Genomic DNA, 26,504 nt, shown 5'->3' with positions numbered 1-26,504 from the left:
CTTTCGCCCCTTTATGTTAGTTGATTTTTTCTTTCGAAAAGACCAACTAACATCATTCTAACCTTTTATCTTAGTGATTGAAAAGGTTTTTCCGATGAAAGTACTTTTATATTATAGGAGAATATCTACATGTCTTTTCTGTTGACGAAGCCCTTTTTCCACCGATAGATGGTTTTTAATATAAATGGTTTCATGTTCTTCTAGGCAACTGACATCATCGTCCACCGTATGACTTTCAAGATTAATTTGTAAGTAATCTGCACATTGTTGCCAATGGTTTTCAATCCCAGAGTTAATTATTTTTTCACCACTCTTTTTGCTTGCTGAAAAATCATGCAGTAAACAGGTGATGGCTTCGTCAATATAAACAGCATCGTTCCGCCATTCCTTTTCACTTATACTTTTCTTCAAACTAGGATGCATCAGTTTTTGTTGAAAAAGCATTTCTTCTGGTTGAAACGGGCCATAAACGGTTGGCAAGTAATAGATATGAGCATGAGAAAATGTCTTTTGTACCCATTTTTTTGATTCACTTGAATACAGCCATTGGATGGGTAAAATAATCACACATTTTCTCTTTTCAAAAGAGATGATATCTAACAATGGAACTAAAAACTGCTCCAGATTTATATCTTTAATATATAAACTGTAACCATCAATAAAAACAGTGGCTTCTTCTTCGAGCAAAGTTTGTAAACTATTCATATCCACTTCGGTTAAGTTCGCGTTTCTCCCAATGGATAATTGTTTTTCTGGCCCATCATCAGCCTTTAATGAATTGAACAGTAAAACCTCTTCCCCTTCTTCTAACAACCCTTTACAAGCGCCAAACCCTACGAAACTATAACCATCAATCACAACTGCTTGCTTCATACCCCAGCCTCCAGTCGTTTGTTTTATTGTATACTATGCGAAATAATCGATAGATATCATCGAAATCACTCACGCAAATATGACTAATCAAATTAGCGAGTTTAATTTCTCAAAAAAATGGCCTGAGGGACATTTTCCTCAGACTTATAATATCGCCTCATTTTCGTTAAGAAATCGTATGATATGGTTACTTAAACTATGCCTTTTCTCTGGTAATAAATAATTGATTGAGACTTGTTGATTGTTTTCAGACCATTTCACTGATAATTCTTTTAAATGATGAGATTGTTTATATGCACGACTACTTGAGAGGATATGAATAATCTTTACTGGGAGGTCTACTTGAAGAAATTGTTCTTCATTTATTGCGATGGATTCATCGATCTCTTTAATATTACTCACAAGTGCAGCTTCTACTTCTTTCTTTAATTTTTTATAGAAAAATTTATGTTCTTTTTCTTGTTCCAAATGTGTTTTTAATGAAAAGATGGGATTGATAAAAGTCATTGAACGTATATTCTCATTCATTTCATTCATTAATGCACTTGCGACAAGTGCGCCCATACCTTCAGCGATAATATGGATTCTTTCATTAATAATTTCATGTCTTATCGTATGGGCATACAATCTTTTTGCCATCTCAATGGCTTTACGACTTCCCCAATTTCGTCCATATAGATTTGAATAAAAGATAGTATAACCATCTCTTCTTAATGCTGATATGAGAGATGATTTTCCTTCATTTTGTGTCCAAAAGCTTTGTTTCTCATCAACAAAATGGCGTTCATCCCCAATGATAAGAATACCGAAACCACTTGGCTTTTCTGGGTAATGAATCATATTCCATTCTGTATGCAATTGAAAGTTTCGGCTATCCATTTTATTAACCCCTTTACTATTGTTCATACTAATGTATGATTGTACAGGTGATTTGAATAGGATATTTGCCTAGCTTTTAATGAATTAGTTCAAACGCTTGATTCCATCTGTTATTCACATTTTAGACATAATCCTTTGAAAAAAATCAGTGAATCACGTTTATAATCCAACCATTGTATGATACTATTAAATAGACTGACATACGTATGAGGTGAGTAAAAATGCAATACATTTGGACGTTCATTTGGACATTCTTACTTATGAATATGGTTACTTATGTAGTAAGCAACATGAATGGTGTAAGTTATGATTTACAAACGGCAACCGTCCTTTCGGTTGTAGTAAGTATTTTACTTTACATTCTTGCTGCTGTGATTCCTGCAGCACCAGAAGAAAAAGAAGGATTACATTAAGAATGGCAACAAAAGTCATCCAATATGGATGACTTTTGTTTTTTTTACTTTCGCTAATATATCCAGTTTATGCTAGTTTGAACTAGTTCATGAATGTTTTATGATTAGTTGTGTTTGATCACTAGAGATAGTGACATGTGATTTCTCTTGGATATTCCCCGCGATCATTTCTTTTGCTAATGCTGTTTCTATTTCTTTTTGCATATAACGCTTCAATGGCCTTGCACCGTATATGGGATCAAAAGCTGTTTCTGCAATATAAGCCTTTGCCTTATCATCTATCGTTAAGCTAATTTGTTGGTGGGTTAACCTTTGTTGAAGCTCATGGATGAGCTTTTCAACAATTCCTTTCATCTCTTCTTTACCTAATGGATGAAATAAAATAACCTCGTCTACTCTATTTAAAAACTCTGGCCGGAAATGCGAACGTAACATATCTAATACTTTATTCCGAGTTTCTTCTATTATATAATTATCCTCTTTCGCTTCAGCGAGTTCAAGCAATAGATGAGACCCTATATTTGATGTCATAATGATGACTGTATTTTTAAAATCAACGGTTCGACCTTGAGAATCGGTAATCCTTCCATCATCTAACATTTGTAATAGGATGTTGAACACTTCAGGATGTGCTTTCTCAATTTCATCTAGTAATATGACCGCATAGGGATTCCTACGTACTGCTTCTGTTAATTGTCCACCTTCTTCATAGCCAACATAACCTGGAGGGGCACCAACTAGCCTTGATACCGCATGTTTTTCCATATACTCCGACATATCTATTCTAATGATATGTTCTTCGCTATCAAATAAAGATTCCGCTAAAGCCTTTGCTAGCTCTGTTTTCCCAACCCCTGTAGGACCTAAGAAAATAAAAGAACCAATAGGCCGCTTCGGGTCTTTTATGCCTGCTCTTGCTCTTAATACGGCATCGGAGACAAGTGTGACTGCATCATTTTGGCCGATGACTCTTTTTTGTAGAATCGATTCTAATCGCAATAACTTTTCCCGTTCACCTTCAACTAATTTTGAGACAGGTATACCAGTCCACCTCGATACAATATCTGAAATTTCCTCTTCGGTTACCTCTTCACGCAATAAACGGTTATCATTCTCTTTATTATTTGCCTCTTCTTCTAATTGTTGTAACTCCTTTTCACATGCGGGGATTTTCCCATGCCTTAACTCTGCTGCCTTATTAAGGTCATACTTATTCTCAGCTTCCTCTAACTCTCTTTTCAATAATTCTAACTGCTCTCGTTTTGATTGAATCGATTGTATCGCAGCTTTTTCTGTTAGCCATCTCGCCCTCATTTCTTTCGCTTGTTCCTTATAGTTAGTCAGTTCTTCTCTTAGTTTCTCTAACCTACTTTGACTGATTTCATCAGACTCTTTTAGCAAAGCGGCTTCTTCAATTTCAAGCAGCATTACTTTTCTCGTTACTTCATCCAGTTCCGTTGGCATAGAATCAATTTCTGTCCGGATCATTGCACATGCCTCATCAATTAAGTCAATTGCTTTATCTGGTAAAAAACGATCGGTAATATAACGATCAGCTAAAGTAGCTGCGGCAACAATAGCCCTGTCATGGATATTGACCCCATGATGAATTTCAAATCGCTCTTTTAAACCTCTTAAAATAGAGATGGAGTCTTCTACATCGGGTTCTTTTACTAATACTTGTTGAAACCTTCTCTCTAATGCAGGATCCTTCTCAATATACTTTCTATGCTCATCCAATGTTGTTGCACCAATACAATGTAACTCACCTCGAGCAAGCATCGGCTTTAACATATTACCAGCGTCCATCGCACCTTCTGTTTTACCAGCCCCAACGATTGTATGTATTTCATCTATAAACAGAAGAATACGACCATCACTCTTTTTAATCTCTGCTAACACTGCTTTCAAGCGTTCCTCAAATTCACCACGAAATTTAGCGCCAGCAATTAACGCACTCATATCTAAAGAGAAGATTGTTTTATCTTTCAGTCCCTCTGGTACATCCTTTCTAACAATTCTTTGTGCTAATCCTTCAACAATTGCTGTTTTACCAACACCTGGCTCACCGATGAGGACAGGGTTATTTTTCGTTTTTCTTGAAAGAATGCGTATGACATTACGTATTTCTTGATCTCGGCCAATGACAGGGTCTAATTTACCTGCTTTCACTTCTTCCACTAAATCTCTACCATATTTATTTAGTACTTCATATATGCCTTCTGGGTTTTGTGATGTCACCTTTTGATTCCCCCTGATTTCTTCAATCGATTGTTTGATTTCTTTCTTTTTTGCTGAAAAGAGATGAGTGATATTCGTCTCTGAAAGAATCACTGCCCATAGTATATGTTCAATGGATATATAATCGTCCTGCCATTGCCGTCTTAATTCATCAGCTTTAGACAAGGATTTTCTTAAATCATTAGTAAGATAAAAAGAATCTAAATTCGCACCATTTCCACTAACACTAGGTTTTCTTTCTAATAAATATTGCAATGATTGATTCACAATTTCAATTGTAAAACCACTTCGTTTTAAAATATTTGTAAATAGATGATCCTCTTGCAAGAAGGAAAGGAAAAGATGCACCGTATCCACCTCTTGATGTCCTTTATCTGTCGCCATCCTTTTGGCATTCATTAAACCTTCTTGTAAAGAGGTTGTCATTTGATTAATATCCAATCACACGTCACGCTCCTGACCTTTTTTGACCTTTATATTCATTATAAAATTATTTCCTGTCATATGTAAAGCCATCCACATATTGGGATGGCATCTGTTTTACTTACTATTACGGTTTTCTTTGATACGTCCATAACCGATTATGATTTGAGTTCTCAGGAAATCGGTCACCAGCTCGAAGATGTACCATTTGCGGATTATTGACATTACTACCTGTCTCACCGATTTCTATATATTTACCATTATTGGGCGCTTTCTGCCCGGCTCGAAATTGTCGATTTTGTCCCAAATGAATCCCCCCTTCAAACTTACATTTTTATTATTTCCGAGAGAAGGTGGAATCATAAAGGAAATTGTAGGGATTGAATGACTTCTGTTGTTTCGCTGTGATGAGATTCGCTATGATTTATCTTTGTGAATTTTGTCTTAGTGACGTGCAAAATCTTTTACTCGGCACTCATTTCAGTTTTTTCCTCACTGAGTAACCGCGCAATCCTGTTATATTTATGAATTCTCATCTAACGAAAAAAGCATGAATTATTCGAATAACAGAATAATCCATGCTTCCACTCGTTACTAACTTATAGTAATTCAGTTAATAATGCTTTTTGTGCGTGAAGGCGATTGCCGGCTTGTTGGAAAACTGCAGAGTGATCTCCATCAATCACAGTCGCTGAGACTTCTTCCCCACGATGCGCTGGCAAACAGTGAAGGAAGACATAATCTTCTTTTGCATTGGCTACAAGTGACTCGTTCACTTGATAATCATGAAAGACTTGTAAGCGCATGTCATTTTCTTCTTCTTGACCCATACTCGTCCAGACATCTGTATAGATGACATCAGCGCCATCAACCGCTTTTTTCACGTCGTTTTCAACGACAATCTTACTACCCGTCACCTCAGCAAATCCTTGTGCTAAAGCGACCACTTGTTCATTTGGTTCGTAGCCTTTAGGACATGCAATCGTCATATGCATGCCCACTTTTGCTGCCGCAATCATTAATGAGTGAGCTACATTATTGCCATCTCCTACATAAACGCAATGGATACCTGCTAATTTTCCTTTTACTTCTTTAATCGTCAACAAGTCAGCTAATGCCTGACAAGGATGATAAAGGTCCGTTAACCCATTAATCACTGGAATCGTAGCATGTGTAGCAAGTTCTTCTATAATATCATGAGAAAATGTACGAATCATAATGCCATCAACGTAATTAGATAGTACTTTCGCGGTATCTGCAATCGTTTCTCCTCTACCCATCTGCATGTCATTGCGATTTAAATATAGGGCATGACCGCCAAGTTGTAACATTCCCGCTTCAAAGGAAACCCTTGTACGCGTAGATGACTTTTCAAATATCATCCCCAATATTTTGCCCTTCAATGGCTCTTCGGCTTGATGATCCGTATGCTTCATTTCATAAGCCTTTTCGACAAGACCAATGATTTCTTCAGAAGAATAGTCAGCTAATGTTAGCATATTATTTCCTTTTATATTTAACTTTTTACCACATACAGTCGATGTTGTAATCATGATATCGTCACTTCCTTTACATTCTCATTTTGCCAATCCTCAATTGCTACTGCGTGCCAATCTTTTTCAGTTAAAGCAAGTAAATAGGCCTCAAGTGACTCTAATTCACTGAAAGTGTGTAGTCGATTTTTAACCGCCCATTCCCGCATACGTTGATTTTCTTCTCCAGTGAAAGGATTATAAAGGGCAACAGTCGTTTCATCTAATTCAGCCCCTTGAGCATCTAGCAGTTTGGTATTTGACTCTAATGCCAATGCTCTGATTCCGTCTGTTAATTCACCACTATATAAAACGGTTCTTTCTTTATCTCCATGTAATTGGAACACTTTCTTTAAAGCTTGCGGTAAAGTTGCCGCTAACGCGATTCCTTCTCCCGTTGACTTCATTTCTGGCCCTACTTTAGCATCCAAACCTTTTAGTGCATAGTTAGAGAAAACCGGGTATTTGACAGTAACAAATGTTTGGTTCGTATCACTTGGAAGTTGGTCCTTTTCGAAGAATTTCTTTCCTAATAATACTCTCGTTGCCTTTTGGACCAATGGAATCCCAGTCACTTTACTTACAATTGGCACTGTTCGACTTGCCCTCGGGTTTACTTCAAGTAAATAAACTTTGTTTTCATCAATAATATATTGAATGTTCATTAGTCCTTTATATCCAAGCATTTTAACCATCAATTGTCCATACTTAATCATAAGGTTTTGTACTTCTTTTGGTAAGCTTTGTGGCGGTAAGACTGACATACTATCACCCGAATGAACCCCGGTTCTTTCAATATGCTCCATAACCGCCGGGATCAGAACATGTTCTCCGTCTGCGGCTAAGTCAAGCTCCGCCTCTTTCGCCTGTAAAAATTGATCTACAAGTACAGGGAACGGGATATCCTTCGCTTTATAAACGTTGAATTCCTCATCATTATGAATGGTTTCCATCCCCATCCCACCAATAACGTAAGATGGCCTAATCAAAACAGGATAGCCGATTTTTCTAACATATTGTTCAAGTTCAACTTCATTTTCTGCGACATATCCTTGAATATGTGGGATTTCAAGCTCATCTAATAATTGATAAAATAATTCTCTATCTTCAAGAGTATCAATGGTTTTCGAATCAGTACCGAGTAATTTTACCCCGTAATTCTCTAGCTGATTAGCCAAGTTAAGCGCTGTTTGTCCGCCTACTTGAACAATGACTTCAGTCACTTGCTCCGCTTCAATGACATTCATCACGTCTTCAATGATTAACGGTTCAAAATAAAGACGATCGGCTGTCGTAAAATCCGTACTTACTGTTTCGGGATTATTATTTATCATAATCGTTTCAATACCTTCATCTTTTAGGGCAAAGACACTTTGTACAGAGCAATAATCAAATTCAATCCCCTGACCAATTCGTATCGGACCGCTACCAATGATTAACACTTTTCTTTTATCGCTCGGTATTTGTTCATTTTCTCCAAAATAGCTAGAGTAAAAATAATTGGAAGACGCAGCGAATTCAGCGGCACATGTATCAACCATTTTATATGATGGGATAATCCCCATTTCTTTTCTTTTATGACGGACAGCTTTTTCATCGACCTGCCACACTGAAGCAAGGTAGGCGTCGCCAAAGCCCTTTTCTTTAATTAATTGCATCCTTTCCCGTTCAATATTCTCGAGTGAAGTTTGTGCAATCTCTTTTTCTAATGAGATTAAACGTTGGAAAGCTGACAGATAAAAATAATCAATTTTAGTGATGTTTTTTATCTCCTCAACGCTTACACCACGTCTCATTAATTCCAATATAATAAAGAATCTTTCATCTGTTTGACCTGCTAGCTTCTTCAATAACGTCTCTTTTGTATTATTTTTAATGCGAGGATATTGAAGATCAAGTCCTTTTCCTTCAAGGGAATGAACCGCTTTGATTAACGCTCTCTCCAAGTTTCTATCAATCCCCATTACTTCTCCTGTTGCTTTCATTTGCGTACCTAATTTGCGATCAGCACCAGAGAACTTATCAAACGCCCATTTCGGAAATTTGACAATGCAATAGTCAAGTGCCGGCTCAAAACTTGCAAATGTATCACCAGTAACTGGGTTAATAATTTCGGAAAGATGATAACCTACAGCCAACTTTGCTGCCATTCTTGCAATCGGATATCCAGTTGCTTTAGAAGCAAGAGCAGAAGATCGGCTAACACGAGGATTCACCTCAATCAGATAGTAATTTTTACTTTCTGGGTCTAGGGCAAATTGAATATTGCATCCCCCAATGATGCCTAACTCAGAAATAATTTTAACAGAAGCACTGCGAAGCATTTGGTACTCTACATCTCTTAATGTCTGACTCGGGGCAACAACAATACTATCTCCTGTATGTACACCTACTGGATCAATATTTTCCATATTACAAATGGTAATACAAGTATTGTTGCTGTCGCGCATCACTTCATATTCTACCTCTTTAAATCCAGCGATACTTCTTTCTACAAGTACTTGCGTGATCGTACTTTCTTTTAGGCCGCTTTTAACGAAATGCTTTAATTCATTCATATCTGTAGCAATACCGCCACCTGTTCCACCAAGTGTATAAGCAGGACGGATAATGATAGGGAAACCAATCTTTTCAGCAAAAGCAACCGCTTCTTCAACATGATGAACAATTTCACTCTCTGGAACTGGTTCATTTAAGTCATTCATTAATTGGCGAAATGCTTCCCGATCTTCACCTTTTTTTATTGCTTCGATACTGCTACCTAATAATTTCACCTTATATTTATCTAATACGCCTGCTTCGCTTAGTTGAAAGGTTAAATTTAGACCTGTTTGACCGCCTAAAGTTCCTAATAAGCCGTCTGGTTTTTCTTTTTGAATAACTTTTTCAATACTATTTACTGTTAACGGTTCAAAGTAAATCTTATCTGCAAAAGCGTGATCTGACATAATTGTTGCAGGGTTATTATTTACTAAAATTACTTTATAGCCTTCTTCTTTAAGCGCCGCGCATGCTTGCGTGCCTGCGTAGTCAAATTCTGCTGCTTGCCCAATCACGATCGGTCCCGATCCGATGACCAGGATAGATTGGATACTGTTGTCTTTAGGCATATGCGATAACGCTCCCTTTCTTCTCTTCAATCGTTTGAATAAATTCTAAAAATAAATAATGCGTATCTGTTGGTCCAGGATTAGCTTCAGGATGAAATTGTACCGTTTCAATCGGATAAATTTCATGAGTGAGACCCTCAACAGATTGATCATGTAAATTAATGAACCTTGTTTTAAACCCAGTTGTTTCTAAACTTACTGTATCCACAACATAACTATGGTTTTGCGAAGACATCATTACACGCCCTGTTTTTAGATCACTAATAGGGTGATTCGCCCCTCTATGACCAAAAGATAACTTTGTTGTGTTACCGCCAAGAGCAAGTGCTGCTAACTGATGTCCTAAACAAATCCCCAAAGTAGGATAGCTGGTAATGACTTTTTTAATTTCAGGTAAAACTTTTTGAAGCGTTTTTGGATTTCCAGGACCATTGGACAGCAGGATACCATCAGGATTTAACGCAGCAACTTCATGGAAAGTTGTAGAAAAGGGCACAGTGGTCACTTTACAATTTTGTTTTAATAAACTATTGAGAATTGATTTTTTATAGCCAAAATCATAAAGGACAACATGCTTATCACCCTCGCCATATGTTTGCATCTGAGGATTAGAGACCATTTCAACCTTATGATCCTCCTGTATACACCATGTTGTTTCTTTTACAGAATGAGTGGACATAGTTGCTGGCATGGAACCAACTGAACGAATTTTTTTCACAATAGCCCTTGTATCCATATGCCCTAGCACAGGAATATTCCATTTATGCAAGTACTCCTTCAGTGTATAGGCAGATTGATAATGTGAAGGTTCATCAGTCCCCTCATAAACGATCACTCCAGCTACGTGTGGCTCTTTACTTTCAAAGTCTGCTTCATTCACACCGTAATTCCCAATTAAAGGATAAGTGAAAACGATAATCTGATCTTTATAGGATGGGTCTGTTAGCACTTCTTGATAACCCGTCATTCCTGTAAAGAAAACAATTTCTCCTGCAACCTCATTCTGTGGTGGCGTATTAAGCCATTCCCCTTTATAACAATGACCGCTTTTTAAATGTAAATACCCTTCCATCTTAAACACCTCGTGAACGTCTGTATATTCATTGAACTAAATTAATTTTTATGCATTTTTAGGTTTAAAAATGCAGCCATATTTCAGGCTGTCTGAACTGGAACTATATTCTTTTTCAGTATCGCTACTGCTTGGTTTATTTCTTCTATTGTTACTGTTAACGGCGGTAATAATCGCAAAACATTTTCACCTGCAGATAACGTAAGTAAACCATCATTTCTTAATAATTGTAATAAAGGCGCTGTATTTGTATTCATCTCTATACCAATCATTAGTCCTAATGAACGAATGGCGGTTACCTCTTCTATATTGTATAGCGATTCCTTCAACTGTTCAAGTAAATATTCTGCTTTTTCATTCACTTCTGACAAAAAGTCTTCATTGAAGGCAATTTCCATTGTAGCGTTTGCTGAAGCAATACTTAATGGATTTCCTCCAAATGTGGAACCATGACTGCCTGGACCGAAGTATTCCTTTAAATTTTCTTTGCCTATGATCGCACCGATTGGTAGCCCACTTCCAAGCCCTTTTGCACAAGTGATAATGTCTGGTTGGAGGTCATAATGTTGGAATGCAAATGGTTTACCTGTTCTACCAATGCCTGTTTGAATTTCATCAATAATTAACAACGCTTTGTATTCTTGACATAATTGCTGTAAGTCTTTTAAAAAGGCCGAATCTGCAAGATGAATACCACCCTCACCTTGAACCACTTCCACCATCACAGCTGCTGTGTCATTATCTATTAATGATTTCACCGATTCGATATCATTGAAAGCAGCATACGAAAATGTTGGCAGCATACTTCCAAATCCTTGTTTCACTTTATCCTGACCTGTTGCCCCCATCGTAGCAATTGTTCTACCGTGAAAGGATTTGTTAAAAGTGATGATTTTGTCTTTACCTGTAGCTTTTTTGGCTAATTTAATTGCCCCTTCATTTGCCTCTGCTCCACTATTTGCAAAGAATGTATAAGCTAAACTAGATGCATGTGCTAACTTTTCAGCAGCCACTGCTTGTTTTTCTTGTGTAAATAGATTCGATACATGCCAAAACTTGTTTAATTGTTCTGTGATTGCGGCCTGGACTGCATCAGGGCGATGGCCTAAATTAGTGACACCAATACCTGAAGTGAAATCTAAATATTCTTTGCCATTTTTATCTATTAGTTTTGTACCTTTTGCATCTGCTGGTTCCACTTCCCAGCGAGCATATGTGGGGAATAAATGATTCATTGTACCACCTCTACTTGTTTTTTAGTCAACATAGTCCCTGTCCATGCTTCTCCGTTATAAAAATTTTTCTTCCCGGAAGCAATCATTACACTAGCAAGGCCTTGATCTAACACCGCCACAGCAGAATTCACCTTTGGTATCATCCCACCAGAGATTTCACCACTATCAATATGCTCTTTTATTTCTTCTGTATCTAAATGCTCTACGAGTTGTTTATTAATTAATACACCTTCAACATCGGTGACGAATATACACATTTCCGCTTCAATGGCTTTTGCTACAGATGCAGCAGCAAAATCTGCATTAATGTTTAGCTTCTTGCCATCTTCCGTTGTAGCTATAGGTGTTACAACAGGTATATAGCCTTTATTAAGAATGACCTCTAATAACTCCGCTTTCACTCTAGTAATTTCTCCTACTAACCCAAGTTCTGCTTCATTAATAAAATCAGCTTGTAAAAAACCGTGGTCACTCCCATTTAAACCAACTGCTTCAAAACCATGACTATCAAGCAATGTCGCTAACTTCCTATTCGCTACACCTGATAACACCATTTCAACAATCTTCATTGTTTCTGGCGTGGTTTTTCTTAAACCATTAATAAAATGGGATTTCACCTTGTGTATTTGCAGCATTTTGTTTATTTCAGGACCCCCACCGTGAACGAAAATAAGTTGATAACCATTCTTCTTTAAAAAATGTAAACTTTCAAAGAACGCAGGTGATAACTGATCCATCACGCTTCCCCCACATTTAATAACAATACGCTTCATTGTCTATTCCTCCTTAGGAACGATAGCTTGCATTTATTTTCACGTAATCATATGACAAATCGCATCCCCATGCTTTTGCTATACCTTCACCAATATGTAGATTAACGTGAATTTCAACCATTTCACCAAGTAAATATGCTTTCGCTTCTTCTTCAGAAAAGGAAACAGGAGTACTTTCTTTTAACATTTGAATGGGACCAATGGAAATATCTACATTGTTCGGATCAACCTGGACTTGACTTTGCCCAAGCGCACCAATAATTCTCCCCCAATTAGCGTCTGCTCCGTGAATAGCTGTCTTCACTAAATTAGATCCAACAATCTGTTTAGCAGCCTTCTGGGCCTCTTCGTTTGTCATTGCCCCATTAACTTCAACCTCAACAAGCTTTGTAGCACCTTCGCCATCTCTAGCAATTGATTTAGCCAATTCTTCACATGTTTGTTTTAACAATGCGATAAAAATGGGCCAATCTGTATGAGCTGGACTCAGTAATTCCGTTTCGCTCATCCCGTTTGCCATAACAAGTACCATATCATTTGTAGATGTATCCCCATCGACTGTAATCTGGTTAAAAGTCTCGTTTGTGATTTCTTTAAGTGCCATTTGTAGATCACTTGGGCTTACCTGTGCATCCGTTGTCACAAAACCAAGCATTGTTGCCATATTAGGGTGGATCATACCTGACCCTTTGGCTGCTCCTGCCATATGAACCGTTCCACCCGCTATATCAGCTGAATAGCAAGTCTGCTTATCAATTAAATCAGTTGTTAAAATCGCTGTTGCAAAACGATTTGCATGTTCTTTTGTTGCTTGTGGCTTTGTGGACTTTATCCCTTTTTCGATTTTTTCCATATCTAAAAATTCGCCAATGACTCCAGTAGATGCAACACCGACTAAGTGCTCAGTCAAGTTAAATTGCTCAGCAGTCAGCTTCCTCATCTTATAAGCGTCTTCTAGTCCTTGCTTCCCTGTACAAGCATTTGCACAAGCACTATTTACGACAATCGCTTGAAGCTTCCCGATGGTAGCAATACTTTCTTGTGTTACTAATAAAGGAGCAGCTTTAAAGGAACTTGTTGTATAAACACCTGCACTGCTCGCTGGTTGTTCACTAACAATCATGCCAACATCCTTTTTCCCTTTACTAAGCCCTGCATAAATACCATCAGCCATAAAACCCTTTGGTGTTGTAATAGACCCATCTTGTATATATGTAATAAGGCTGTTTTTAGTCACTTCCATTGTTTGTTGTTCCTCCTTATGGGTATAACGGGGTCATTTCAAGCCCTGTCGTTTCTTCCATTCCAAACATTAAATTTGCATTTTGCACAGCCTGACCAGCTGCCCCTTTCATTAAATTATCAATCACAGAGATAATGGTCATACGCCCTGTACGCTCGTCAATATGTAAACCAATATCACAATAATTAGAACCGGCTACCTCTTTTACCGATGGATAATTTCCGACCGGTCGAACACGTACAAACGGACTTTGCTGGTATGTATGTTCGTATAATTCCACTAACTGTTTAGTCGAATAATTTTCTTTCAGTTTCACATAACAGGTAGCCATTATGCCTCTCGTAATCGGTAGTAACTGTGTGGTAAAGGTGATCGCTTCCATTTCCTTATTCCACACCTTTAATTGTTGTTCAATTTCAGGTGTATGTTGATGTTGATTCACTTTATATGCTGTGAAGTTCTCATTCGCTTCAGCGAAACTTGAAGTCCTTGAAAGAGAACGACCTGCGCCCGAGATGCCTGATTTAGCATCTATGATGATTTGATCTTTTTCTATTAATTGCTCAACAACTACAGGGGCTAAACCTAATAATGTAGCAGTCGGATAACAACCAGGATTTGAAATCAGGTGAGAGTCCTTCACAATGTCTCGATTCCACTCAGTCAATCCATATACCGCCTGATTAATTACCTCATCTGAAGTAGGTTCTTTCTTATACCATTGTTTATATTCTGATGCTGGTAACCTTAAATCTCCTGATAAATCTACTATTTTAATATTTTTATTCACAAATTGTGCCGCTAATTCACCTGATACACCAGAAGGGGTTGCTAAAAACACAATATCTGCACTCTCACTAATTTTCTCAGGCTCTATCTTTTGTAATTGATCGTTCATGATTCCGATTAAATGTGGATATTCATCAGAAATGGCTAAATTATCTCTAGTGGAATGTATAGAAGAGATTTCAAATTCGGGGTGGTTTTTTAATATTCTCAACAGTTCTGCCCCACCATATCCTGTTGTACCAATAATTGATGCTTTCATCTCGTCACCCTTTAATTTTGTATATTTATAAATTTTAATTTATATTTATTAAATATTTAACTACTATTATAGAAATTTCTGAAAAGAAATGCAATAGGTTTTTGTAAGTTTTTTTAACAAATAAAATAAAAATTTAGATTTTATGTATTTTTCAGACTTCTATTTAAACCCCTACCCTAATAAAAGTCAATTAAACCAAAAATGATAAATTTATTTTAAAAATTTTATTTGCTAATTTTTTTAGAAATTGAATTTCCGTTCGTTTATCACCATTTTGATGCACTTGAATGTGCAAAATAAAATACTCCCCTAGAAGTAGACCAAGCCTACCTTTAGGGGAGTATCTAAATGAACTAATGGATGTTCTTCATTAACGAATAAGTTTATTCACTATTTCCTTTATGACCCATTCGTTGTTTTCCTCTTTTGCAACTGTATATTTGATGTTTGACAGTTGCTCTATAAGGCATTGATCGTTTTCATCCCTAAGTAATAGAACTTTAGGGTAGTTTGCTTTTTTATGTCCTTCAATAATAATAACATCGGGTTTCATAAATGTTAGTATTTGTATCTGCTCTTCAAGTGTCCAAATATGCTTTTTTGCTTGCATCAATAACATACCTTCACCTTCGACAATGGTGGTAGATGCTCCTGATACGATATGCCTACTACTATCTTTATTTGTTACTACATCAGGTTCTCCGTGACCATGATGTTTAATCGTTGCAACATTAAAGTCTTTTTCTGTTAAAGCTTGCACAAGTTGAGTTACAAATGTCGTCTTACCACTATTTTGATAACCAACCACTTGCAAAATCTTAGGGGTTACCATGGCCAATTGCTACCTACAAAATCTTCAAGCATGAAAACATCAACGATATCTCCAATACCATAGCCTCTCGTCCCACCTGGCAATGCCATAAATGCATTCGCTCTTGCCAAACTCATGACAATATTTGATTTATCAACACCGCTAGGTCGCACCATCAATGAGCCATTTGTGACATACACGTCCGCTCTAACGAATCTTGTAAAAGGATTTGCTTTTGGAAAATCCTGTTGTAAGACCGCCGTTTCTTTTCTTAAATGTGGAGACCGACAACCTAACATATAGCGAATGATTGGTCTTGTAAATAATTCGAAGCCAACATAACAAGCAGAAGGATTCCCAGAGAGGCCAAATAATAATTTTCCATTTAACTGCGCTACTGTCGTAACACTGCCTGGTCTCATGGCGACTTTATTAAACAGAACTTCTGCCTGAAGCTTCTCGTATATCGCAGGGAGATAATCATAGTCTCCTACAGATACACCACCAGTTGTGATGAGAATGTCTACATCATCAATCGCAGTCGCAATCGCTTCATAACATGTATCAAATTCATCTGGTAGTTTACCAAAATATTTCACTTCAGCACCCACGCGCTCAATTTGCGCTATGAGCATCGTACTATTACTATTTCTTATTTTTCCATCCTCTAGTTCCTCTTCCACTTCTAATAATTCCGTTCCGGTTGCAAATAACCCAATAACCGGACTTTTAGCTACAGGTACTTCAGCATACCCAAATGTCGCTAGAATGGCTTGGATACCAGGATTGATTTTTGTCCCCTTTTCAACGAGTACCTCACCTTTTTTTGCATCTTCCCCTTGAAAAGAAACATTGTCACCAGCGTTAAAGCTACGCTTAATAGACATATACGATTGGTCCCCATCCTCAAACGCTCTCGCTACCTCAAGCATAACGACACAATCACAGGTATCAGGGATCTTTGCCCCCGTCATAATACGAACAGCTTGCATTGGTCCGATTTCTTTTGATGATACATAGCCCGCTCCAATATGATCAACTACTTCAAAAACGACCTCATTTTGTAAAGAAGCATCCTTCGTATCTATAGACCTCACTGCAAAGCCATCATATGGGGAACGATTAAAATGTGGTACGTCACTCGTTGCAGTTAAATCTTTTCCTAAATATCTACCATGACTTTCTTTAATTGAGACATATTCAATGGCGCCCTTTTGTTTATATTTCATTACTTTTTCAATTGCTTCAGCAACTTGAATCGGCTTCCTCTTCTCTAGCATCTGTTTCCATCCCCTAAATAATCTTTATCCGCCAATATAAGACATTTCAAGTTTTTTGCGATTTTTTCTCGTTTCATCTGTTCTGACATCAGAATAACGATCATCCCGGTGGTTCCATATGTCAGTAACATACGTGACGATATCATCATCAGAGACATTTGAACGGATAAATGATTTTATATCATGCCCTTCACCATTAAATAAACATGTATATAACTGCCCATTAGCAGATAATCTTGAACGGGTACAACTAGAACAAAAAGATTCAGATACGGAGGTAATGAATCCTACATCTATATCAGTACCAGTATAGCGATACCTTTTAGCAACTTCGCCAAAGTATTCCGGATCCACTGGCTCAAGATCATAATGTGCCTTTAATTGCTGGAATATTTCTTTCTTCGTTACTACATCATCCATTTTCCAACCGTTTGTATCACCAACATCCATATACTCAATATATCTTAACTGTAATGAATGTTCTTTACAGAACTTCGCCATGGGTAGGACTTCTTCATCATTTAAGCCCTTTTTCACGACCATATTAATTTTGACACCGAGTCCCGCTTCTTTTGCTGCGTGTATCCCCTTTATCACCGGGCCTGTCCCAACATTGCGTCCATTAATTTCACCGAACAATTCATCTTTCAGACTATCTAAGCTAATATTCACCCGTTTTAACCCGGCGGCTTTTAATTGAGGAGCAAACTTAGGCAATAATACACCATTAGTAGTTAACCCGATATCCTCTAAACCTTCAATTTGAGAGAGTTTCTCCACTAATAAAGGCAATTCTCTCCGTAGTAAAGGTTCTCCACCCGTTAACCTGATTTTTTCTACACCTAAACCAACAAAAATCCGTGCTAACCTTTCAATTTCTTCGTAAGATAACAATTCATTTTTTGGTAGAAAAACAAAATCTGGTCCAAAAATTTCTGCTGGCATACAATATTGACACCTAAAATTGCATCGGTCAATTACGGAAATACGTAAATCTCGTAATGGCCGATTAAGTGAATCCTTAATATGAGTTTGTTTCATGTAAATCAACTCCGTCTTATCGATTACGTCAATAACTTTTTCTATAAATAAAATGTAAAATGATTTTATTCCAATATAACATGAAATCTTTTATCGGCATATGCCCATAAGCGTACTAAATACCGTTCTCTCCCTATATTTTAAGCGCCTCACTTTTAACTAAGGAATAGATTAGGTATATATTTCCATCTTCATTCATACAAAAAAACAGCAAGCAATGCTTTGCTGTTTTTTCTGCTACTTGAATTAATCACGTACGCCTAATGCAATCTTTGCATATCTAGACATTTTATCTTTCGTCCAAGGCGGACTCCATACTATATTTACTTCTGTGCTTTTTACTTCTGGAATATCAGCAAGTGCTGTTTTGACCTGGTCAACAATTGTGCCAGCTAAAGGACAACCCATGGAAGTTAAAGTCATTTCAACTTCCGTATTTCCTTCATCATCCATAGTAACATCATAGACGAGTCCTAAATTAATAATATCTACTCCTAATTCAGGGTCAACTACAAGTTCAAGTGCGCCCATAATACTTTCTTTTAAATCTTGGTCCATCAAACACAACTCCTCATTTCATATATTATAGCTATCATAACAAAAAAGTCTTCAATGAAAAAGGAATAGCTGTTTAACTATCACTTTTTCTTACAAGAATCGTTGAAACCATTCAACTGTTGCTAATAAACCTTCTCTGCTTACCTTATGCCCTGCATTTTCATCAACAATAAAATGTAACCTGTCTGGATGGGTCTTATATAAAGGTTGTATTGTTTGAAAAAAGTCATAAGTTGGTGCAAATGGTACAGTTGTATCTTTTTTACCATGCCAAAATAGCAATGGACGTCCTGATAAAACTTCCTCTTGTTTACTTAAATCATACTTTGTAATATCATCTAAAACAGCCTCAACTTGAGTATCAGATAAAGGGAAATCCTTTACTTTCTTGCGCATTGTTTCAATTTGCATCCCAGCAAACTTCTCATAATATGGCATACCCATTAAACTGACTGCTACCTTCAACCATTTATATTGTGTTAAGGCACCGAGTGTAATAATTCCACCCATCGAAGTACCTGCCATACCAATACGGTCCTCATCAACTAATCCTTTAGCTACTAACTCTTCTTTTATTTGCGGCAATTCTTTAATTGTTTGAATAATCATGTCCCAAAATTTCAATTGCATTTCAGACTCTGGTAATCCATGACCTCTTTCACCATGTTCATTCACTTCTGGTAATATTACACGAAATCCTTTTTCAGCAAGTAAGTAAGCATAATGTAGGTTATGCTCTTTCGCACTAGTAAAGCCATGTATGAAAAATATGAGAGGTAATGATTCGTATTTAAACTCATCTTTCACGATATGCAAAGCAGGAATACCTTTTAACTGTTGATGTTCAATAATAACCACTATGTCTCCTCCTATGTTAAAAACTATAAGAAAATGTAAACATCTTATAAAAGAGGTTATTTCTTTTACAAATGACCGTATACATTGGTAATATAGTGTAAACTTAGATAATAAATACCACTTGAAAATATTAACTGTCTTCAAGTTTAACATTTATTTGCGCCTTACCATACTTTAATGCTTATTATTTTAATGATTTTTCCCTATAAAAAAACTGAAGGAGATATTATGACACAAAAACATTTAATCGTTCTTGATTTAGATGGCACTTTATTAAAAGATAATAAAACCATCTCACAAAAAACAAAAGAAGTCCTATTTAAAGCACGTGAAGACGGACATGAGGTCATGATTGCTACAGGCAGGCCTTATCGTTCAAGTGAAATGTATTATAAGGAAATGCAAATGACCACACCAATCGTTAATTTCAATGGTGCCTTTATACATCATCCAACAAACCCTAAATGGGGAATACGCCATACGCCTCTTGATATGAAAGTAACAAGAGACATTATTGATGCTAGTCAAGATTTCAAGTTCAATAATATTATTGCTGAAGTGCTGGATGACGTATATTACCATTATCATGATGAAAAACTGATGAATATGTTTAGTCTCGGTAATCCTAAAGTCACTACAGGAGATTTAAGAAACTTCCTGCCTGCCTCACCAACAAGTATGCTAATTCATACAGACCAAGAGCATTTAACACAAATTCAGCGCCATTTGGATGATGTGCATGCTGAAGTTATTCATCAACGTAGCTGGGGTGAGCCTTTCCATATTATCGAAATCGTAAAAGCTGGATTAAACAAAGCAATTGGCATTCAACAAGCTTGTGATTATTTAAATATTCCTAAAGAGCGAGTAATTGCTTTCGGGGATGAGGATAATGATCTAGAAATGCTTGATTTTGCGGGCATTGGTGTTGCTATGGGTAATGGTATTGACGCAGTTAAAACAACGGCTAATGAAGTCACCTTAACAAATGAAGAAGATGGGATCGGTATCTTCTTAAATGACTATTTGAATTTAAAAACACTCTAATCCAAAATCTACCCTTTTTAAAAAAGGTACAAATGGTACAAAATAAAGGATGTCGTAGCAATTAGCTACTTCAATATTCTTCAGTAAGGGGAGATTATAAATGGGCAAACGTAATAAATCGAAGCGCTTTATTAAGCAAGGTGCCGATAGTGTCACTCAGCATGATGCACGTATACCCTACCATTCAACATACTCGGAAGCAGAAGCTGAAAAGTTAAAGAATGTGAATGATTCTTCCCTCGGTGGAATATAAAATTTTAAAGAAAAAGAGCTAACCTTTCTCTCGTTAGCTCTTTTTCAATCTTAAAAACTTTGCAGTTTAATCGGCTTTCCTTTACTTCCTTTTTCAGAAAGATAAGCAATCAGCGAACCACTTTTCGGTAAATCCTCTTCATTCACTTTTACAGTAATATTAAAATCACCATCTTTATTCACTTGAACAGGCTTTTCTTTAACGAGTAAAAAATGGCCATCTTCTACAGAATAAATAACCGGCAATTGCCCCTTATAATGCCCCTTAATATGATACGCACCATCCTTGCCTTCTACTGTAATATTGTTAAAAAGCTGATCTTTACCATACGTAAAAGTGGTTTGTGAAGTCTGGTTTATTTCCATTCCTTCTGGCTCTATTACCTGGCCTAAAAATGTCGCCTGAACCTTATAACTGCCTGGGTTAATGGTACCTTCATTTGCAGTTTGATAATCCCAAGTAGCCTTCCATTCCTTTTTTTCTCCTAGGGAAAGATTCTCTGTTTGAATCATTTGTAAAAAGGCCTTACCATCTGAATATCTATATACTACTTTTCCGTGTTCATCCAATACCTCATAATCATACTTTTGTGATGTGTTAAATTGCATTTTGACCAATTCATTTGTTTGATTATGAACGGTAAAAGTAAGGACCAATTTTTCTTCCGAAACGGCTTGAACCTCAAATTGAATATCCATATGCTTGTTTGCTTCCATTTCAGACTGCTGTGGAAGAAAATTCGTTGCAAGTATGGCACTAAGCAGTAAATGTAGCATAACTGCCCCCTTTCATTAATCTCTTCTAAAAACACCATAGACATCAGTTGTATTTACAATATTAGTGAATGCGTGAGGATCTACTTCCTGAATGGTTCTTTGTAAGTCAAATAATTCATATCTTGATACTACAATCATTAGCATTTCCCGATGTTCATTGGAAAATGCTCCTCTTGCCGGAATCATTGTAATACCTCTAACCAGTTTTTTATGAATGGCTTTCTTCATTTCATCTTGCTTATTAGTAATAATCATCGCTGTAAGCTTTTCATGCCTTGTATGAATCGCATCGATAACTCGAGTGGATGCATATAAAGTCACTAATGTATAAAGTGCTTTTTCCCATCCGAAAAGAAAGCCAGCTGTAATAATAATAACAGCATTTAATGAAAAAAAGTATGTACCTACTGGTCGATCCTTAGCCTTAGAGAGATACATAGCGATAATATCCATACCACCTGTGGAAGCACCCCACTTCAATGTGATACCGACACCAACAGCTGCAATGACTCCTCCAAACACAGCATTTAATAGAATATCTTTTGATACACTTATGACAGGGATAATCTCCATAGAAACAGTTGTAATCACAACACTTAAAAGGCTATATAAGGTAAAAAGTTTACCCACGCGCTTCCAAGCAAAGATAGCAATTGGTACATTTAAAATAAATAAAAGTATACCAGTAGAAACCGCACCATTTAATATACTCGAAAGAAGTTGAGCTACCCCAGTAAAGCCGCTTGCATATACATTAGCGGGTATAAGGAAAAAATTCATCGCTAGCGCATTTAAAATTGCCCCCACAACAATAATGATGATTTTTCTTGTTTCAATCCAATTCATATTGACCTCCTTTATCATCTCTCTATCTTTTCTTTACCCAAGTTTAGGTTTTTCAATGCATTCCATTGTTTTTTTTCCTAAGTTTCTATAAACTAGTATCATCTATAAGTTGAAAGCAGGTGAAATAATGTCAGTTAAAATTCTCGCTGACAGCGCATGTGACTTACCGTTAAGTTTCTTTGAAGAAAACGATGTCACACTTATTCCATTGAAAGTTCATTTAAATGGAGAGGAATACGATGACCTGTTGACAATCGATTCCAAGAATATTTATGATGCCATCCGCGAAGGTAAGGTACCTAAGACCTCCCAAGCTTCTCCCCTTTTATTTGAAGAGATCTTTACGAATATGGCGAAAAACAAGGAAGATGGTATCTATATTGCCTTTTCTTCCGCACTTTCAGGTACATATTCCACTGCCGTTATGGTGTTAGATCAAGTAAAAGAAGCCTACCCAGACTTTAACTTAACCATCATAGATAGTAAATGTGCCTCTTTAGGTCATGGATTAGTTGTACTGAATGCGGCAAAAGAGGCAAAAGAACAACTGTCCAAAGATGAAATTGTTAGCAATGCAAAATTCAATTGCGAACATATGGAGCATTTATTTACGGTAAATGATCTAGAGTATTTAGCTAAGGGCGGTAGAGTTTCTAAAGCATCAGCATTTTTAGGTGGGCTACTCAATATTAAACCATTATTAAATGTTGAAGATGGAAAACTGGTACCAATTGAAAAGCATCGCGGTCGTAAAAAGCTCTTTAAACGAATCATTGATATCATGAGGGAAAGAGGCGTGGCCCTTGATAGACAAATGGTTGCTATTAGTCATGGTGATGATGAAGCGACTGCCCTAGAAGTGAAAGAGATGATTCAAAAAGAATTTGGGGTTGAACACTTTTATATTTCTCCAATTGGTTCAGCAGTCGGATCTCATGCCGGTGCCGGGACAATTGCCATTTTCTTTTTAAATAAACTTAAAGGTTAATGCACTTATACATACTTCCTTCCATTCTTTCAAACACTAAGCGTGTACAGATGAAGAATGGAAGGGAGTTTATTTTATGTCTCATACAACTGATAATGACAAAAAAGCAAAAGATAACAATGCATTACGCCATGAAAAAAATATGGAAGAAACCAAGAATAAGCAAGAAGGACGAAAAAGCTTTTCAAAGAAAACAGATCATCTTTGATTGAGCAAAAGTTTACAAATGAGAAAGATAAAGTCCTAAGATATCTCAAGTATTTTAGGACTTCTTTAGTTCACATTCCCGAAAAGGGACTTTTGGACATTTTTCAAGGTTTTTGTATCAATAAACATATTGTAAGGTTAAACTGCTTTGTGTGTACAGTGGTTGATTTCTTTTAGCTGCGAATCTGCACTCTTATTAGCAAATGTCTTTTTTACTTTTTAGCCACCATAATTCTCTTTAACGCTCATAGCTTTGTTTCTCTCTTTTACTCTTCTTATATTCCCTCTTTATTAGCCAAGACTTCTACCGGCACCAAGTGCTCGTTCTTACTATTAATATCAACTGTACAGCTTACCTCTTGCTCGATTTCATTATTATTGTGAAACCCCATACAAAAAAGCAGGATGGCTCTAACGCCTTCCTGCTTTCATTTATTTTGACTCATTCTCTTTTATATAAGTCCAACCTTCTTTTTGATAGATCTTACCATCTTTCATCAATCGACCAAGTGCTCGTTTAAACGAAGCTTTACTTAGTTGAAATCTATCTTTTATATCCTCTGGTGCGCTTTTATCACTGTATGGCATAGCTCCATTACGTGATTGCAAATAATTGAGAATGATTTCACTGTCATCAAGTAATGCTTCTTGTTTTCTTGGATTGAGGGAGACATTAATCGAACCATCTTGTTTGACATCAATGATTCTACCGTTCACTTTTTCCCCAAGTCTTGGTTCTTGACGTCTTTCTGTTTCATGGATGAAGCCTTTTAGGCCATCTGCTGTGTATATCCAGCTTCCGACTTTTGCCGTACGATAAATAAATCCGTGGATATCTTTATTCAGTTCTTCCCTTCCAGCCTTATGTGAAATACTAGCTATCACTTGATCTGTAGCAAGTTTCACATAAATTCTACCGTTTCGATTAACCCTCAATGTAACGTATAAAGTATCATCCACAGTCGGCCATACCCGCTCATGAACAGGTAAATCCTCTTTTCCCAGTAACATATCTTTACTAATCCCAATATCAATAAATACACCGAGCTCTGGATTAACATCTACTACCTTCGCCCAGCCATAAACGCCAACAGTAACCTCAGGTAAAGTCATTGTTGCTGTCTTTCTACCTTCAGAATCAACATAAATAAATACAGAAATTGTTTGTCCTTCTGTAATTTCTCCTTTCACCTCATTCTTATGAAGGAGAACGTCCTCTTCACCATCTGTTAAGAAATAACCAAATGCCGCTTCTCTCGAAACTAATAACTCTGTAATTTTGCCGATCTCATCTATTAAAGCCATTTATATCCTCCTAAAGTTGTTTGCATTGCTATATTCTACTATAATAAGAACATAAAGTGAAACTCTTTTCATGAGGAGGACAATTATTTTATGGCTAAAGAAAGTTCATTTGATATTGTATCAAAAGTAGATTTTGCTGAAGTCACTAACGCAATACAAATTGCAATGAAAGAAATACAGACCCGCTATGACTTTAAAGGAAGCAAAAGTAAGATTACTTTAGAAAAAGAAGAGCTTGTGCTCATTTCTGATGATGAATACAAACTAGAGCAACTGAAAGATGTGCTAATTAGTAAAATGATTAAACGCGGGATTCCGATTAAGAATTTAGATTATGGCAAGATTGAGCCTGCTTCAGGTGGCACAGTTAGACAAAGAGCAAGCCTAGTTCAAGGAATCGATAAAGATAACGCTAAGAAAATCAATACATTAATTAAAAATAGTGGTGTGAAAGTTAAGAGCCAAATGCAAGATGATCAAATCCGCGTCACAGGAAAAAATAGAGATGATCTTCAACATATCATCTCACTAGTCAGAGAAGCGGATTTAACAATCGATGTTCAATTTTCAAATTATCGATAATTACATACCAGAAAAGAGGCAGGGAAACTTATATCCTAGTCTCTTTTTTTTGTAGCAAATTTTAACCTCATAACAATGAAAGGTTTTCAACATAATAAAAAGGGAAAAGCAACAGCAAGGAGGGATTATGATGGACAAAAAACAATTGCCAAAAAACTTCATTGCCCAACACCAAAATCACCAGCCAGGAACGGAAGAGGAAATGATCCCTAAGCCGATCTATGTGAATGAAGATTATCAACCTGCTGGAAAACTAGAAGGTAAAGTAGCCATTATTACTGGTGGTGATAGCGGTATAGGTAAATCTACAGCTATTTACTTTGCTAAGGAAGGGGCAGACGTCATTGTTCCTTATTTAAACGAGCATGAAGATGCAAAAGAAACAAAAACATTAGTCGAACAAGTTGGGAAAACATGTCTTTTAATTAGCGGAGACCTTTCTTCAGAAACTTTTTGCCAGGAAGTCGTAAAACAAGCGCTAAATAAATTTGGGAAAATAGATATTCTTGTTAATAACGCTGGTGAACAGCATCCACAAAAAAACATCGAGGACATTAGTGGTCAACAACTTGAAAAAACTTTCCAAACAAATATTTATGCTATGTTTCATTTAACAAAAGCCACCCTTCCGCATCTAGGAGCTGGCAGCACGATTATTAATACCGCTTCTGTCACCGCTTATGCAGGTAATGAATTATTAGTTGATTATTCCTCAACTAAAGGGGCCATTGTCTCTTTTACTCGGTCACTTTCAATGCAATTAGCTTCCAAAGAGATTAGAGTGAATGGTGTTGCTCCTGGTCCGATTTGGACACCGTTGATTCCTTCCACTTTCTCTGCTGAGGAAGTTTCATCCTTTGGTAAAGACGTCCCAATGAAACGAGCTGGACAGCCCTTTGAACTCGCTCCAGCTTATGTCTTCTTAGCTAGCGACGATTCTAGTTATATGAGTGGACAAATGTTGCATATAAACGGTGGAAAAATTGTCAATGGCTAGGGAATACGAAGGTAAAGTGGACAAGACTAAAAGGGATTCTTAATAATCCCTTTCCCCTCTGCCCCACTAAAAGTAGTGTAAGCCATGAGAATAGTACAGTTCATTGAAATACA

General features: G+C 36.8%; 26 protein-coding genes. 7 read left to right on the top strand and 19 right to left on the bottom strand.

The window, feature by feature from the left end:
• Positions 1-111: 111 nt before the first annotated feature.
• On the bottom strand, positions 112-873 hold the full coding sequence (locus H9655_RS13620) for a hypothetical protein (protein ID WP_191814883.1): 762 nt from the start codon (positions 871-873) through the stop codon (positions 112-114).
• A 144-nt stretch (positions 874-1,017) separates the two neighbouring features.
• Entirely contained in the window at positions 1,018-1,752 is a 735-nt protein-coding gene (locus H9655_RS13615; protein WP_191814881.1) for a lipase family protein, read from the bottom strand.
• A gap of 221 nt (positions 1,753-1,973) precedes the next feature.
• Here H9655_RS13615 and H9655_RS13610 point away from each other — a divergent pair, with 221 nt between their 5' ends.
• The gene (locus tag H9655_RS13610) at positions 1,974-2,165 is read left to right on the top strand and encodes a YjzD family protein (RefSeq protein ID WP_191814879.1); all 192 of its coding nucleotides are present in this window, start codon (positions 1,974-1,976) and stop codon (positions 2,163-2,165) included.
• A gap of 87 nt (positions 2,166-2,252) precedes the next feature.
• On the opposite strand, the gene clpB is transcribed toward H9655_RS13610, so the two are convergent.
• The 14 genes from clpB to H9655_RS13540 form a co-directional block, all read right to left on the bottom strand.
• Positions 2,253-4,847, bottom strand: coding sequence for an ATP-dependent chaperone ClpB (gene clpB, locus H9655_RS13605; RefSeq protein WP_225230636.1), 2,595 nt, complete (start codon positions 4,845-4,847; stop codon positions 2,253-2,255).
• 109 nt (positions 4,848-4,956) lie between these two features.
• Positions 4,957-5,136 carry a YjzC family protein gene (locus H9655_RS13600; protein ID WP_191814877.1) on the bottom strand — a complete coding sequence of 60 codons (180 nt, stop codon included), beginning with the start codon at positions 5,134-5,136 and terminating at the stop codon, positions 4,957-4,959.
• 292 nt (positions 5,137-5,428) lie between these two features.
• Complete coding sequence (gene argF, locus H9655_RS13595) at positions 5,429-6,382, bottom strand: ornithine carbamoyltransferase (protein WP_191814875.1); 954 nt, start codon at positions 6,380-6,382, stop codon at positions 5,429-5,431.
• The gene (locus H9655_RS13590) at positions 6,379-9,471 is read right to left on the bottom strand and encodes a carbamoyl phosphate synthase large subunit (RefSeq protein WP_191814873.1); all 3,093 of its coding nucleotides are present in this window, start codon (positions 9,469-9,471) and stop codon (positions 6,379-6,381) included. Before H9655_RS13590 ends, argF begins: the two co-directional genes overlap by 4 nt.
• On the bottom strand, positions 9,464-10,543 hold the full coding sequence (locus H9655_RS13585) for a carbamoyl phosphate synthase small subunit (RefSeq protein ID WP_191814870.1): 1,080 nt from the start codon (positions 10,541-10,543) through the stop codon (positions 9,464-9,466). Before H9655_RS13585 ends, H9655_RS13590 begins: the two co-directional genes overlap by 8 nt.
• 83 nt (positions 10,544-10,626) lie before the next feature.
• A complete protein-coding gene (locus H9655_RS13580) occupies positions 10,627-11,778 on the bottom strand; it encodes an acetylornithine transaminase (protein ID WP_191814868.1) in 1,152 nt (383 codons plus the stop codon).
• On the bottom strand, positions 11,775-12,551 hold the full coding sequence (gene argB, locus H9655_RS13575; RefSeq protein WP_191814866.1) for an acetylglutamate kinase: 777 nt from the start codon (positions 12,549-12,551) through the stop codon (positions 11,775-11,777). The genes H9655_RS13580 and argB overlap by 4 nt, the downstream gene beginning before the upstream one ends.
• A gap of 13 nt (positions 12,552-12,564) precedes the next feature.
• Entirely contained in the window at positions 12,565-13,794 is a 1,230-nt protein-coding gene (argJ, locus tag H9655_RS13570) for a bifunctional ornithine acetyltransferase/N-acetylglutamate synthase (protein ID WP_225230635.1), read from the bottom strand.
• A 16-nt stretch (positions 13,795-13,810) separates the two neighbouring features.
• Positions 13,811-14,842 (bottom strand): N-acetyl-gamma-glutamyl-phosphate reductase, encoded by a 1,032-nt coding sequence (gene argC / locus H9655_RS13565; protein ID WP_191814864.1) that lies wholly within the window; start codon positions 14,840-14,842, stop codon positions 13,811-13,813.
• 370 nt (positions 14,843-15,212) lie between these two features.
• A complete protein-coding gene (mobB, locus tag H9655_RS13560; protein WP_191814862.1) occupies positions 15,213-15,674 on the bottom strand; it encodes a molybdopterin-guanine dinucleotide biosynthesis protein B in 462 nt (153 codons plus the stop codon).
• Positions 15,668-16,933, bottom strand: a complete 1,266-nt coding sequence (locus H9655_RS13555; RefSeq protein WP_191814860.1) for a molybdopterin molybdotransferase MoeA — start codon at positions 16,931-16,933, stop codon at positions 15,668-15,670. Before H9655_RS13555 ends, mobB begins: the two co-directional genes overlap by 7 nt.
• A gap of 24 nt (positions 16,934-16,957) precedes the next feature.
• Positions 16,958-17,974, bottom strand: a complete 1,017-nt coding sequence (gene moaA, locus H9655_RS13550) for a GTP 3',8-cyclase MoaA (RefSeq protein WP_191814858.1) — start codon at positions 17,972-17,974, stop codon at positions 16,958-16,960.
• Positions 17,975-18,220: 246 nt separating this feature from the next.
• The gene (locus H9655_RS13545; protein ID WP_191814856.1) at positions 18,221-18,532 is read right to left on the bottom strand and encodes a metal-sulfur cluster assembly factor; all 312 of its coding nucleotides are present in this window, start codon (positions 18,530-18,532) and stop codon (positions 18,221-18,223) included.
• A gap of 90 nt (positions 18,533-18,622) precedes the next feature.
• Positions 18,623-19,390, bottom strand: coding sequence for a prolyl oligopeptidase family serine peptidase (locus H9655_RS13540; protein WP_191814854.1), 768 nt, complete (start codon positions 19,388-19,390; stop codon positions 18,623-18,625).
• A gap of 228 nt (positions 19,391-19,618) precedes the next feature.
• Here H9655_RS13540 and H9655_RS13535 point away from each other — a divergent pair, with 228 nt between their 5' ends.
• Together H9655_RS13535 and H9655_RS13530 are read left to right on the top strand one after the other, a co-directional pair.
• Positions 19,619-20,437: a Cof-type HAD-IIB family hydrolase gene (locus H9655_RS13535; RefSeq protein WP_191814852.1), complete on the top strand. Its 819-nt coding sequence runs from the start codon at positions 19,619-19,621 to the stop codon at positions 20,435-20,437.
• Positions 20,438-20,537: 100 nt separating this feature from the next.
• Positions 20,538-20,690, top strand: a complete 153-nt coding sequence (locus H9655_RS13530; RefSeq protein WP_191814850.1) for a hypothetical protein — start codon at positions 20,538-20,540, stop codon at positions 20,688-20,690.
• A gap of 50 nt (positions 20,691-20,740) precedes the next feature.
• Here the strand turns inward: H9655_RS13530 and H9655_RS13525 are convergent, their stop codons facing one another.
• Entirely contained in the window at positions 20,741-21,466 is a 726-nt protein-coding gene (locus H9655_RS13525) for a BsuPI-related putative proteinase inhibitor (RefSeq protein WP_191814848.1), read from the bottom strand.
• Between the two features lie 15 nt (positions 21,467-21,481).
• A complete protein-coding gene (locus tag H9655_RS13520) occupies positions 21,482-22,312 on the bottom strand; it encodes a YitT family protein (RefSeq protein WP_191814846.1) in 831 nt (276 codons plus the stop codon).
• Positions 22,313-22,439: 127 nt separating this feature from the next.
• Between H9655_RS13520 and H9655_RS13515 the strand changes: the two genes are divergently transcribed.
• Positions 22,440-23,300, top strand: coding sequence for a DegV family protein (locus H9655_RS13515; protein ID WP_191814844.1), 861 nt, complete (start codon positions 22,440-22,442; stop codon positions 23,298-23,300).
• A gap of 76 nt (positions 23,301-23,376) precedes the next feature.
• A complete protein-coding gene (locus H9655_RS13510; protein ID WP_191814842.1) occupies positions 23,377-23,508 on the top strand; it encodes a DUF3941 domain-containing protein in 132 nt (43 codons plus the stop codon).
• A 431-nt stretch (positions 23,509-23,939) separates the two neighbouring features.
• On the opposite strand, the gene H9655_RS13505 is transcribed toward H9655_RS13510, so the two are convergent.
• On the bottom strand, positions 23,940-24,812 hold the full coding sequence (locus tag H9655_RS13505; RefSeq protein ID WP_191814839.1) for a CvfB family protein: 873 nt from the start codon (positions 24,810-24,812) through the stop codon (positions 23,940-23,942).
• 90 nt (positions 24,813-24,902) lie between these two features.
• On the opposite strand from H9655_RS13505, the gene H9655_RS13500 reads away from it, so the two are divergent.
• Both H9655_RS13500 and H9655_RS13495 read left to right on the top strand, forming a co-directional pair.
• Positions 24,903-25,394 (top strand): YajQ family cyclic di-GMP-binding protein, encoded by a 492-nt coding sequence (locus H9655_RS13500; RefSeq protein WP_191814837.1) that lies wholly within the window; start codon positions 24,903-24,905, stop codon positions 25,392-25,394.
• Between the two features lie 130 nt (positions 25,395-25,524).
• Positions 25,525-26,391 carry an SDR family oxidoreductase gene (locus H9655_RS13495; protein ID WP_404826099.1) on the top strand — a complete coding sequence of 289 codons (867 nt, stop codon included), beginning with the start codon at positions 25,525-25,527 and terminating at the stop codon, positions 26,389-26,391.
• Positions 26,392-26,504 lie beyond the last annotated feature (113 nt).

The organism is Cytobacillus stercorigallinarum (assembly GCF_014836495.1).
GTDB classification, from domain to species: domain Bacteria; phylum Bacillota; class Bacilli; order Bacillales; family Cytobacillaceae; genus Cytobacillus; species Cytobacillus stercorigallinarum.
Note: the sequence above shows the minus strand (reverse complement) of the source record. Positions and strands in the feature narration are given on the sequence as shown.